Here is a 12,927-nt window from a genome sequence, read left to right as displayed (position 1 = left end):
GGGATGAGGGAAAGATAAAAAAATTGACTTAGCAGGGCGATTGCTTTACTTCTGAAAGCCGACAGATTTTATAAACAGACAGATGATAAATCTATAATGCGTAACCACAGCCTGATGACAACAATCATTATTACCACCACCATTACCACGAGTAACGGTGCGGGCTGACGCATACAGGAAAAAATAAAAACAAGCCCGCACCTAAACAGTGCGGGCTTTTTTTTCGGCAAAAATTCAGGAGAGTTAGAATGCGAGTGCTGAAATTCGGTGGAACCTCAGTAGCCAACGCGGAACGGTTTCTGCGCGTGGCTGATATTCTGGAAAGTAATGCGAAGCAGGGACAGGTTGCCACCGTATTGTCCGCGCCAGCGAAGATCACGAATCATCTGGTCGCGATGATCGAAAAAACCATCGGCGGTCAGGATACGCTACCGAATATGAGCGACGCGGAAGGCATTTTCGCCGCGCTAATCGAGGGTCTGGCCAAATCACAGCCCGGCTTCGATGACGAGGGCGTTACCCGCCTGGTCGCACAGGAATTTGCACAGCTGAAGCAGGTATTGCACGGCATCAGCCTGCTGGGGCAGTGCCCGGACAGCGTCAACGCGGCCATTATCTGCCGGGGTGAAAAGCTGTCGATAGCCATTATGGCCGCTTTGCTTCAGGCGCGCGGTTACGGTGTTAGCGTTATCGATCCGGTCGAGAAACTACTGGCCGTGGGGCACTATCTTGAATCAACCGTAGATATCGCGGAATCGACCCGCCGGATTGCCGCCAGCCAGATCCCACCTGAAAATATGATCCTGATGGCAGGGTTCACCGCCGGTAACGACAAAGGCGAGCTGGTGGTGCTGGGACGTAACGGTTCGGATTACTCTGCGGCCGTACTGGCCGCCTGTCTGCGCGCCGACTGCTGTGAAATCTGGACGGATGTCGACGGCGTTTATACCTGCGATCCGCGCCAGGTTCCCGATGCCCGGCTGCTGAAATCAATGTCATACCGGGAAGCGATGGAGCTTTCCTACTTCGGCGCAAAAGTGTTGCACCCGCGCACCATCGCCCCGATTGCCCAGTTTCATATTCCCTGCCTGATAAAAAATACCGCTAATCCACAGGCGCCCGGCACGCTGATTGGCGGCGACGGCACTGATGATGAAAATCCAGTGAAGGGCATCACTAACCTTAATAATATGGCGATGTTCAACATCTCCGGCCCGGGCATGAAGGGTATGGTCGGTATGGCCGCCCGAGTCTTTGCCACCATGTCGCGCAGCGGCATCTCCGTGGTGCTGATCACCCAATCCTCATCAGAATACAGCATCAGTTTCTGCGTACCGCAAAGCGACCAGGCTCGTGCGCGTCGGGTGCTGGAGGAGGAGTTTTATCTTGAGCTGAAGGATGGCCTGCTGGAGCCGCTGGACGTGATGGAAAAGCTGGCGGTGATTTCGGTGGTGGGTGATGGCATGCGTACCCTGCGCGGGATTTCCGCCAAATTTTTCTCTGCGCTGGCCCGCGCGAATATCAATATTATCGCCATTGCTCAGGGATCGTCAGAACGCTCTATCTCCGTCGTGGTCAACAATGACGATGCGACTACCGGCGTTCGCGTCGTGCATCAAATGCTGTTTGCTACCGATCAGGTAATTGAAGTGTTTGTTGTTGGCGTGGGGGGGGTGGGTGCCGCGCTGATCGAACAGCTGCACCGTCAGCAGGCCTGGCTTAAAAATAAGCATATCGACCTGCGGGTGTGCGGTATCGCCAACTCCAGCGCGCTGCTGACCAACGTACACGGCATCCCGCTGGATAACTGGCAGGATGCACTCAAGGAGGCGAAGGAGCCGTTTAACCTCGGGCGTCTGATCCGTCTGGTGAAAGAGTATCATCTGCTGAATCCGGTGATCGTCGACTGTACCTCAAGCCAGGCGGTAGCCGACCAGTACGCCGACTTCCTGGGCGAGGGTTTCCACGTGGTGACGCCGAATAAAAAGGCCAACACCTCATCATGGAATTATTATCAGCAGATGCGCGCGGCAGCGGCTAAATCGCGCCGTAAATTCCTGTATGACACCAACGTGGGCGCGGGCCTGCCGGTCATTGAAAACCTGCAAAACCTGCTGAATGCCGGGGATGAGCTGATTCGCTTTTCCGGTATTCTTTCCGGTTCCCTGTCGTTTATTTTCGGCAAGCTGGATGAGGGCGTCTCCCTCTCTGCCGCGACGAAAATGGCGCGTGAGCTGGGCTTTACCGAACCGGATCCGCGTGACGATCTGTCAGGCATGGACGTGGCGCGTAAGCTGCTGATCCTCGCCCGCGAGGCGGGATACCAGCTGGAGCTGAGCGATATTGAAATTGAAGCCATATTGCCAGCATCCCTTACCTCGCTGGCAGATGCAGACGCATTTATGGCGCGTTTGCCGGAGCTGGATGACGCCTTTACTGCGCGCGTCGCGGCGGCACGCGATGAGAATAAGGTCCTGCGCTTCGTGGGGGCCATTGAAGAAGGGGGGCGCTGCCGGGTAAAAATTGACGCCGTCGACGGTAACGACCCGCTGTATAAGGTAAAAAATGGCGAGAATGCGCTGGCCTTTTATAGCCGCTATTATCAGCCTATTCCGCTAGTGCTGCGCGGATACGGCGCGGGTAACGATGTCACGGCCGCCGGCGTGTTTGCCGATCTGCTGCGTACCCTGTCATGGAAGTTAGGAGTTTAACGATGGTTAAAATTTATGCCCCGGCCTCAATCGGCAACGTCAGCGTGGGCTTCGACGTGCTGGGTGCGGCGGTTTCGCCAATTGATGGTACGCTGCTGGGCGACTGCGTGAGCGTGGAGGCAGCCAGTGAGTTCAGCCTGCACAATGGGGGCCGTTTTGTCAGCAAGCTGCCCGCCGATCCGCAGGACAACATCGTCTGGCACTGCTGGGATCGCTTCTGTGAGGCCATTGGCAGGCGGGTGCCGGTCAGGATGACGCTGGAAAAAAATATGCCTATCGGTTCAGGTCTGGGATCCAGCGCCTGCTCGGTGGTCGCCGGCCTGGTGGCAATGAATGAACACTGTGGCAAACCGCTTGGCGATACTGAACTGCTGGCGCTGATGGGGGAGCTGGAAGGGCGTATATCCGGCAGCGTCCATTATGACAACGTCGCGCCCTGCTTTCTTGGCGGTATCCAGCTGATGCTGGAAGCAAACGGCATCATCAGCCAGCCAGTACCGAGCTTTGACGACTGGCTGTGGGTGATGGCCTACCCCGGCATTAAGGTCTCGACCGCAGAAGCGCGGGCGATTCTTCCCGCGCAGTATCGCAAAGAGGATATTATTCAACACGGCCGTTATCTGGGGGGCTTCGTTCATGCCTGTCACACCCAGCAGCCGGAACTGGCAGCGAAGCTGATGTGTGACGTGATAGCCGAGCCTTACCGCACTAAACTGTTACCAGGCTTTGCCCTGGCGCGGCAGGAACTTAAGAATATTGGCGCACTGGCGTGTGGCATTTCCGGTTCCGGCCCCACGCTGTTTGCCGTCAGCAACCAGCTGGAAACGGCTCAGTGTATGGCTGACTGGCTCAGCCAGCACTATCTGCAAAATGATGAAGGCTTCGTTCATATCTGTCGTATTGATACGGCAGGCGCACGTAAACTGGGATAACGTATGAAACTCTATAATCTTAAGGACCATAACGAGCAGGTAAGCTTTTCACAGGCGGTCAGGCAGGGCCTGGGCAAGCAGCAGGGGCTTTTTTTCCCGCTTGAACTGCCTGAGTTTGAGCTGACCGATATCGACGAGATGCTGGAGATGGATTTCGTTACCCGCAGCAGCAAAATCCTGTCGGCCTTTATTGGCGATGAGATCCCCGCGCATCAGCTAAAAGAGCGCCTGGCAACCGCCTTTGCCTTTCCTGCACCGGTGGCAAAGGTCACCGACGATATCGCTTCGCTGGAGCTGTTTCACGGCCCAACGCTGGCGTTTAAAGACTTCGGCGGCCGCTTTATGGCGCAGATGCTCTCATATGTGAGCGGAACGGATGAAAAAATCACCATTCTTACCGCCACCTCGGGCGACACCGGCGCCGCCGTTGCCCATGCTTTCTACGGCATGGAAAACGTTCGCGTGGTGATCCTCTACCCTCAGGGCAAAATCAGCCCGCTACAGGAGAAGCTGTTTTGTACCCTGGGCGGCAACATCCAGACCATCGCCATCGACGGTGATTTCGATGTCTGTCAGTCGCTGGTTAAGCAGGCATTTGATGATGAGCCGCTGCGCAAAGCCATTGGCCTTAACTCGGCCAACTCCATCAATATCAGCCGTCTGCTGGCACAGATTTGTTACTACTTTGAGGCGGTCGCTCAGCTGCCGCAGGAAAAACGTAATCAGCTGGTTATCTCTGTGCCAAGCGGCAACTTTGGCGACCTGACGGCGGGCCTGCTGGCGAAATCCCTGGGTCTGCCGGTGAAGCGCTTTATTGCCGCGACCAACGCCAACGACACCGTTCCGCGCTTCCTGACCGGCGGCGAGTGGCAGCCTAACCTGACCGTTTCCACGCTGTCTAACGCCATGGATGTCAGCCAGCCTAACAACTGGCCGCGCGTCGAGGAGATCTTCCGCCGTAAAACCTGGCGTCTGACCGACCTCGGCTATGGTGCGGTGGATGATGAAACCACTAAGGCAACCATGCGCGAGCTGGCGGAACTGGGCTATATCTCTGAACCTCATGCCGCGATTGCATATCGCCTGCTGCGCGATCAGCTGCAGGAAGGGGAGTACGGTTTGTTCCTGAGCACGGCGCATCCGGCTAAGTTTATCGAAAGCGTGGAAGCGGTACTCGAGCGTAAGCTGCCGCTGCCAGAGGCGCTGGCCGAACGGGCCGCACTGCCGCTGCTGTCCCACAAGATGGCGGCGGACTTCTCCGCGCTACGCGAATTCCTGCTGCATAAATAAAGCCTGCGGCCCCACTCATGCGGCTTTTTGCTGTGGCCCTTACTCCGGTAAGGGCCTTTTTGATTAACTCTCTTCTCCTTTCCTCCTTTCCTCCTCTTCATCCCCCACCCCGAGTTCCCTGTTCCCCCTTTCCCGGCGTGCCATCAGACGAACGCAGTCCGGCCTCGGCGGGTTGCGCTGGCCGGGTGTTACTGGCGGCTTGCGATATCAGTAATTATGCTGGCCTGGGGATCACGGGTGCTAACCGGTGCCGGTGATTCTGCGGGTGCTGCTGTTGTCGATGGGGGTGCCGGTGATTCTGCGGGTGCTGCTGCAATAGCCCCGCGAACCTTACTGTGCGCCTGATAAATCTGGTTCACCATTTTATAGGTCAGGCCAAAGGCGGCCGCGGTCCCGGCGTTGTTGAACAGGCTGGAGAGTACCGGGGAGGTATGGCCTTTCGTTATCGCCGCCAGTATCTGTTGCGAGGCCAGCGTGCTGCTGTTGGCAAAATTATTCCAGCTCAGCCGGGCGATGGAGTGATCGAGCAGACGGGCGTAATCCTTCATCGGCAGGGAAGGGGCGAATTTCTGCGTGTCACCCACCTGCTTGCTGTCGTAGTGCTTGCCGAGAAAAGCATCACCGGTTTCGATAAAGGCGTTACAGGCCGATCGCAGAGCCGAAACGATAGCGCCCATTTCATGCAGCGCTTTACCGGTCAGGCGCTGGCCTGCCGCATCGCGGATTTCCGGGCCGGAAACGCTGTAGCCTTTTGGTAGTGCCTTCTGGATCAGCCCATCCTGTAGCATTCCCATTGCCAGCGTGTTTAACGTATACCAGGCCGCATTGGTACTCATATTGTCGTCATTAACGCCATAGCCTGGCGTGCCTTTACGTGAGGCCACCAGGCTTCCCGTCGCCTGCAACGACTCCCTGGCTCCCGCATAGATAACGTTGCGCAACTGGGTACTCATTACGCGCGCCGTCAGGGCTGGATTCCCGCTGAGTACGCCCGCCAGCGACATGCCCACATTCAGCACTTCAGCCATAACCTGCTGACCGGAAACGCGCTTTGAATCTTTTACCGTTTGCTGACTCAGGCGAGCCCATTCAGCGGGTTTGTCGCGTTTTATCACGTTGGCCTGGTCTGGACTGAGGCCAAACTGACCGCGCACGGCCACCTCGCCGGGCTGTATGGAACCAGACTGAGGCTGCGCGTCCGGCTCCGTCTGACGCATAAGACGAGGCTCACGAAGATGATGCTGCAGGGCAACGTTGGCAAGAGAGATAACGGCCTGTAGAGTCACGGCGGCGGTGGGGTGTTTTTCCACCAGGTGGGGGAGCAGCTGGTTATAGGCCTCAATAAAGGCTTCTTCACGGGCCATTGTCGGCAGCCCGCAGGTGATCATTTGCTGGAGGGCATGACCACTTAGCGCCCCCCAGGCTTTGTTTTGCAGGGGAGCCAGCGTAAATTTCCCTAAATCGGCGGCGGAAGCTGCCGTCTCCTGCCACCCTGCTTTACCGGCAAACTTTGCGCCCTGCCACCCCAGCTTACCTGCGGTTTTGCTACTTTCCAGAATCTTGCTTCCCCCCGATTTGGCTACGTTCAGCGTCATATTGCCAAGAGTTTTGCTGCCATCCAGGACCTTGTTTCCCCCCGATTTCGCGCCGCTAAGCGTCATGCTGCCAAGGGCTTTGGTGCCGTCCCATAGTTTGCCCCCGCCCGTTTTTGTGCCACCCCAGGCACCCTCACTGAGCGTTGAGAAAAACTGCCCCGCGCTGGCGGCTGCCCGGGCTGCGCGTCCCGGGGCATCATCGGGGCGCGGCCCGCTCTCTTCATCGCCGCGCCCGCCCAGTCTGGTCATTTCATACTGGCCGGAAGCCGGCCGGATGGTATCGTTCATCATTATGCTCCGATTCAGGCTGCGGTTTGTTCGCGACGGTCAATGGCGACGCTGAGCGTCATAAGGTCGGCAAGCCAGCTGGCGAGATCGGAACCGTCCAGCCCCAGAGTGTCCCAGCGGCAGACCAGGCACAGCTTCTCACCGCACAGCGCCAGCGAGCAGTTGGTCAGTACCATTAGCTCGCTGTTAGCCTGCAACAGGCGTTGCTGCGCGGAGCCGGGTGTGAAATCCAGCGACAGGGGCGTTGAGATCAGAAGGTGGCGTCGATCGCCATCGGCAAGCACGGTGAACGGCCTTTCAGGGAAGTTCAGGATGCAGCAACAGCCCTCCAGCCGATAGCGGGAGGGGGGGAGGTCAAGCAGGGTGAGGGCCTGATGCAGCAGCGAATAATGCCAGCGATGGCTGATGGCCTGTTCGGCAAGCTCATCCAGTCGCAACGACGCTGTTTGCCGCCACTCTGTCACCCAATCTTCAACGGGTGCAACATCGCGGGTGCTCGTGGAGGGCGGCTGCTCGCCTGCGGCAGAGAGCAGTAAGTCTGTCAGGCTTGAGGCCAGCGAATGGAGGTCGTTTAATCTCTCTGCCAGGGCTTCTGCGTCCTGCCATATATCAAAAGACAGCCGCAGTGTTAGCCGTGTCTGGCCCTTCTCATCCAGCGAAAGGGCGATGCCGCTCAGACCCATGGCGACATCGCTCGCTCTGAGCAGCGCCTCCTGCCAAACCTCGGGATGGAGTGCAGCAGGGGGTTGCAGGAAGCCAACCACCAGCCACAGGGGCACGGGGGCTTCCCGCTGGCAAATGGCTACCACGTCCAGCGCATCCAGCCTCAGGCGTCCGGAGGCAGCAAACTGCTGCCGATCGGCTTTTTTGACGCCGAGGTGTTTTGCCGCCGCGCAGAGCCAGGGCTTCGCGGCGGCCGGTACAGGATTGTCGAACGTGGCCTGAGTATTATCCGGCTGAAGATGCGTGGCCTGCCAGACCCGATCGCTTAGGTTTTTGCGCAGTGCGTGCTGATCCATACCTACCTCCCGATGGCTGATTTGCTGCAACAGGCCTTGGGTGGGCAATAAAGGATCGCGCGTTCGGTTTCTGTCACCGGTTATAACTAAAGGGTATGGAGAGGCAGGGAAGGGGGAAGAAAATACGGCTTTAGACTCGCAAAAGCCGCTTACGCATCATTTAAGGTTATGGATTCTCGCGGCGCTTAAAGACCAGATCGCTGTCATTGCTCTCTTCCGCTGCGAAGAAGTAGCCATCGACATCGAATTTTTTAAGCTGCTCCGGCTGGCTCAGACGATGCTGGATGATGTAGCGGCTCATCAGCCCGCGTGCTTTCTTAGCGTAAAAGCTGATGACCTTAAACCTGCCATTTTTCTCATCAAGAAAGACCGGTTTAATGATGCGACCCGCCAGTTTTTTAGGTTTCACCGCCCTGAAATATTCGTCCGAGGCCAGATTAATCAGGATATCGTCGCCCTGTTCGGCCAGCGCGGCATTCAGCGCGTCGGTCAGTCGGTCGCCCCAAAAGGTGTAGAGATCTTTCCCGGCCAGGTTTTCCAGCTTGATGCCCATTTCCAGACGGTAGGGCTGCATCAGATCCAGGGGTCGCAGCACGCCGTACAGCCCGGAGAGCATACGCAAATGCTGCTGGGCAAAATCGAAATCCTTTTCATGAAAGGTTTCGGCCTGCAACCCGGTATACACATCGCCTTTAAAGGCCAGAATCGCCTGACGGGCATTGTCGGGGCTGAAAGGCGGGTGCCAGTCGTTGAAGCGTTCGGCGTTGAGGTGGGCCAGCTTGTCGCTGATGCTCATCAGCGTGCCGATCTGTGCGGGCGTCAGCTGGCGGGCTATTTCGATCAGTTTTTGTGAATCATCCAGCAGGGCAGGTTGGGTAAAACGACGGGTAGCCAGTGGGCTTTCAAAATCCAGCGTCTTAGCCGGAGAGATAACCATCAACATGCCTGTATCCTTATGTGAAACTGCCCTGACCGGGCGAAATAAACGAGACCGCTACTTTAGCAAAAAAGCGACGAGAAAGCGCAAATCACTGCCATAGCCGTCTCGCCTCTTACCCTTCTTATTAACACTTTTAGCACTACGTGGCCTGACGGAAACCTTACCTTGCATGGCCTGGTACGCGTGATATGATCGACGTAAACACGATTAACATCCCGATAACGCTACTCTGACGAGAATGACAATCATGACGGACAAACTGAGCTCCCTGCGTCAACTGACTACCGTTGTTGCCGATACCGGCGACATTGCGGCGATGAAGCTGTACAAGCCACAGGATGCTACCACCAACCCCTCGCTGATCCTCAGCGCGGCGCAAATTCCCGAGTACCGCAGGCTGATTGATGATGCAGTAAGCTGGGCACGCGATCGCAGCAGCAACAAGGATGAGCAGATCCAGCATGCGGCAGATAAGCTGAATGTGAATATTGGTCTGGAGATCCTGAAGCTGGTTCCCGGCCGTATCTCTACCGAAGTTGATGCACGCCTGTCCTACGACACTGAAGGCAGCATCAATAAGGCACGTACGCTGATCAAGCTTTATAACGATGCCGGGATCGGCAATGACCGTATCCTGATTAAGCTGGCTTCAACCTGGCAGGGTATCCGCGCCGCGGAGATCCTGGAAAAGGAGGGTATTAACTGTAACCTGACCCTGCTGTTCTCCTTTGCTCAGGCGCGTGCCTGTGCCGAAGCCGGTGCCTATCTGATTTCGCCATTTGTGGGTCGCATTCTGGACTGGTACAAAGCCAATACCGACAAGAAAGAGTATGCGGCGAACGAAGACCCTGGCGTCATTTCAGTGACTGAAATCTACGAATACTACAAGCAGCATGGCTACGAAACCGTAGTTATGGGTGCCAGCTTCCGTAATATCGGTGAGATCACCGAGCTGGCAGGCTGTGACCGCCTGACTATCTCTCCGGGCCTGCTGAAAGAGCTGGCTGAGAGCGAAGGGACACTGGAGCGTAAACTCTCGTACAGCGGCGAAGTGAAAGCGCGTCCGGCAAAAATGACGGAATCCGAGTTCCTGTGGCAGCACAATCAGGATCCGATGGCGGTTGATAAACTGGCTCAGGGCATCCGCAACTTTGCGCTTGACCAGGGCAAGCTGGATAAAATGATTGCCGATCTGCTGTAATGCATGCTCGCGGCCACTCACCTGGCCGCGTTTTCCCCCGGCTGTACTTCCCGCCCCGCAATGTTTATTCTTCCCGCAAACGAACTTTAACCTGCGTCCGCGCTTTACGCCGTGGGCATTACGGTGACAACACGATGAACACACTACGTATAGGATTGATCTCGGTTTCCGATCGCGCCGCAAACGGCATCTATCAGGATGAGGGGCTGCCCGCGCTGGAGGCCTGGCTGACGCAGGCTCTGAGCACACCTTTTAGCATTGAAAAGCGCCTTGTGCCCGATGAACAGTCGATGATCGAACAGACCCTCTGTGAGCTGGTGGATGAGCGATTTTGCCATCTGGTACTTACCACGGGCGGAACCGGGCCAGCGCGACGGGACGTGACCCCGGATGCCACGCTGGCGGTAGCAGACCGGGAGATGCCGGGCTTTGGTGAGCAGATGCGGCAGATCAGCCTCAACTTCGTCCCGACGGCCATTCTGTCACGGCAGGTGGCGGTTATTCGTAAGCAGTCGCTGATTGTGAATTTGCCGGGCCAGCCTAAGTCTATTAAAGAGACGCTAGAGGGGGTAAAAGCGTCTGATGGGACGGTGAAGGTGCAGGGCCTGTTTGCCAGCGTTCCCTACTGTATTCAACTGCTGGAAGGGCCGTGGGTCGATACCCATCCGGCGGTGGTAGCAGCATTTCGCCCCAAAAGCGCCCGACGTGGGACAAACAGCTAAAAAATAATCTGATTCAGGCATAAACTCCAGGGCAGCTGGCGTAGCGGGAAATGGACGGTATAGTAAGGTTAGCTTTCCAGCCATTACCTTACATTTTCCCCTCTACTTCTGGATGTTCGCTAATATTTATGCCTCCTCAAAGCCTGGGCCGCCTGAATCGGCGGGATTACAAAACACTGACTCTGGCCGCGCTGGGCGGCGCGCTGGAGTTTTATGATTTCATTATTTTCGTCTTTTTCGCCTCAGTGATAGGCGATCTTTTCTTCCCCCCCGATATTCCCGACTGGCTCCGCCAGCTGCAAACTTTTGCTATTTTCGCCGCGGGCTATCTGGCGCGTCCGCTGGGTGGCATTGTGATGGCCCATTTTGGCGACAGTCGCGGGCGCAAAAAAATGTTCAGTCTCAGTATCCTGTTGATGGCGCTGCCAACGTTAGCAATGGGATTGTTGCCCACCTACGCGACGTTGGGCATAACGGCACCCATTTTGTTGCTGCTGCTGCGGATGTTGCAGGGCGCCGCGGTGGGAGGTGAAGTGCCTGGGGCCTGGGTGTTTGTTGCCGAGCACGTTCCGCAGACGCGTACCGGCTTCGCCTGCGGCATGCTGACGGCGGGGCTGACCGCGGGGATCCTGGTCGGTTCGGTGGTGGCAACGCTGATTAATCGGGCGTTTGGTATCGAAGGCATTGTTGCGGGCGGCTGGCGCATTCCTTTCCTGCTCGGCGGCTTTTTCGGTTTTGTTGCGCTTTATCTGCGTCGCTGGCTACATGAAACTCCGGTCTTTAAGGAGCTTGAGGCACGTAAGGCGCTGGCGGCGGAGCTGCCATTAAAGGCCGTGGTGATGAATTATAAAAAAGAGGTCGCTGTCTGTATGTTGCTGACCTGGCTGCTTTCGGCGGGCGTGGTCGTGGTGATTCTAATGACGCCGACCTGGCTGCAAAAAAGCTATGGCATTGCGGCGGCAGAGGCATTGCAGGCTAACAGTCTGGCGACCCTTACCCTGATAGCAGGATGTATTAGCGCAGGCCTGGCCGCCGATCGCTTTGGCGCCAGCAAAACCCTTATTTTCGGCAGCCTGCTGTTAGCGGCGTGTAGCTGGATTTTTTATCAGGCTCCTGCTGCTTATCCTGAATGGCTTTTTGCCTGTTACGCACTGGTGGGTTACAGCGTGGGTGTCGTGGGGGCGGTGCCTTATGTGATGGTGCGGGCATTTCCGGCAGAGGTGCGTTTTACCGGTATTTCGTTTTCCTATAATGTCGCATATGCCTTTTTTGGCGGGTTAACGCCGATTCTGGTGACGCTGATGATGTCCATAACGCCGCTGGCTCCGGCTTATTATGTGCTGGCGCTTTCCGCCATGGGTTTACTGCTGGGGGTTTATCTCAGCCGCGATCTTTCTTATCGCGATGCTGTCGTGCATGCCGATTTGTAGAGGTTCAATTCCGGGAGTCAGTGCATTGTTGCCTTTTGGCGTGGGTGGGAGCCCGCCCGGTTAGTTGCTTGGGCTGCCGTAGCTGCGGTGGCGGAGGACAATCCTGGTGGTTGTCGGTTAGTTGTTTGGGCTGCCATAGCTGCGGTTTCGGTGGATAATCCTGGTGGTTGTCGGTTAGTTGCTTGGGCTGCCATAACTGCGGTGTCGGTGGACAATCCCAGCGTTTGCCGGACGTCGCAGCTACAGGCTTTGCCTGGTGCCTTTGACTCCGACGCCAGGCCGGACGGCCCGGTCACGAGCGGGCATCCCTGCCCGCCGCTCCCTGAGTGCAGCATCCCTGCTGCCCTCGCCTGGCCCTCCGTCTGCGCCGCAGCGCTGCGGAATGCCCGTCAACCGCAGGGATTGTCCCCCTCCCGGGCTTCTGAGTGGCTTCCAGTAAACCCGTTTATCTGACCGCAGCTATCTGATCGATTTCCAGTTAAGCGCTGTTCGTGCGCAGGCTTTTGAGCCGCTTTAAGTTAACAACGTCGATTTTTGGTGCCACCCATTAGCGCCCTGCTATGTGGCTGGCAAGCCGCAATATCCGTTATTTCGCGGACAATCCCAGCGTTTGCCGGTTAGTTGTTTGGGCTGGCGTAGCTGCGGTGGCGGAGGACAATCCCAGCGGTTGCCGGGCGTCCTCACGCCACGCTCCGCGTGGTGCCTTTGGCTCCGACGCCAGGCCGGACGGCCCGGTCACGAGCGGGCATCCCTGCCCGCCGCTCCCTGAGTGCAGCATCCCTGCTGCCCTCGCCTGGCC

10 protein-coding genes and 1 other annotated feature are annotated in these 12,927 nt (G+C 57.1%); of the genes, 7 read left to right on the top strand and 3 right to left on the bottom strand.

The annotated features are described in order from the left end of the window. Positions 1-96 precede the first annotated feature (96 nt). From thrL to thrC, 4 genes are all read left to right on the top strand, one after another. Entirely contained in the window at positions 97-168 is a 72-nt protein-coding gene (gene thrL, locus A1830_RS24060) for a thr operon leader peptide (RefSeq protein WP_073981044.1), read from the top strand. Continuing rightward, positions 104-225 (top strand) — a sequence feature (Thr leader region). (Overlaps the previous gene by 65 nt.) A 23-nt stretch (positions 226-248) precedes the next feature. Then, positions 249-2,711: a bifunctional aspartate kinase/homoserine dehydrogenase I gene (gene thrA / locus A1830_RS17270; RefSeq protein WP_067709145.1), complete on the top strand. Its 2,463-nt coding sequence runs from the start codon at positions 249-251 to the stop codon at positions 2,709-2,711. A 2-nt stretch (positions 2,712-2,713) separates the two neighbouring features. After that, entirely contained in the window at positions 2,714-3,643 is a 930-nt protein-coding gene (gene thrB / locus A1830_RS17265) for a homoserine kinase (protein WP_067709142.1), read from the top strand. 3 nt (positions 3,644-3,646) lie between these two features. Further along, positions 3,647-4,933 carry a threonine synthase gene (gene thrC / locus A1830_RS17260; RefSeq protein ID WP_067709140.1) on the top strand — a complete coding sequence of 429 codons (1,287 nt, stop codon included), beginning with the start codon at positions 3,647-3,649 and terminating at the stop codon, positions 4,931-4,933. Positions 4,934-5,121: 188 nt separating this feature from the next. Here the strand turns inward: thrC and A1830_RS17255 are convergent, their stop codons facing one another. The 3 genes from A1830_RS17255 to yaaA form a co-directional block, all read right to left on the bottom strand. Continuing rightward, positions 5,122-6,819, bottom strand: a complete 1,698-nt coding sequence (locus A1830_RS17255; RefSeq protein WP_067709138.1) for an Aim3 family protein — start codon at positions 6,817-6,819, stop codon at positions 5,122-5,124. Between the two features lie 11 nt (positions 6,820-6,830). Next, complete coding sequence (locus A1830_RS17250; protein ID WP_067709135.1) at positions 6,831-7,835, bottom strand: CesT family type III secretion system chaperone; 1,005 nt, start codon at positions 7,833-7,835, stop codon at positions 6,831-6,833. 166 nt (positions 7,836-8,001) lie between these two features. Then, positions 8,002-8,778 (bottom strand): peroxide stress protein YaaA, encoded by a 777-nt coding sequence (gene yaaA, locus A1830_RS17245; RefSeq protein ID WP_067709130.1) that lies wholly within the window; start codon positions 8,776-8,778, stop codon positions 8,002-8,004. Positions 8,779-9,022: 244 nt separating this feature from the next. Between yaaA and tal the strand changes: the two genes are divergently transcribed. From tal to A1830_RS17230, 3 genes are all read left to right on the top strand, one after another. After that, a complete protein-coding gene (gene tal, locus A1830_RS17240; protein ID WP_067709128.1) occupies positions 9,023-9,976 on the top strand; it encodes a transaldolase in 954 nt (317 codons plus the stop codon). A 134-nt stretch (positions 9,977-10,110) separates the two neighbouring features. Then, a complete protein-coding gene (gene mog / locus A1830_RS17235; protein ID WP_067709125.1) occupies positions 10,111-10,698 on the top strand; it encodes a molybdopterin adenylyltransferase in 588 nt (195 codons plus the stop codon). Between the two features lie 128 nt (positions 10,699-10,826). After that, positions 10,827-12,128 carry an MFS transporter gene (locus A1830_RS17230; RefSeq protein ID WP_067709122.1) on the top strand — a complete coding sequence of 434 codons (1,302 nt, stop codon included), beginning with the start codon at positions 10,827-10,829 and terminating at the stop codon, positions 12,126-12,128. Positions 12,129-12,927: the final 799 nt, after the last annotated feature.

The sequence above is a fragment of the Erwinia sp. ErVv1 genome, from assembly GCF_900068895.1.
GTDB lineage: Bacteria > Pseudomonadota > Gammaproteobacteria > Enterobacterales > Enterobacteriaceae > Erwinia.
This window is presented reverse-complemented; position numbering and strand designations above follow the sequence as displayed.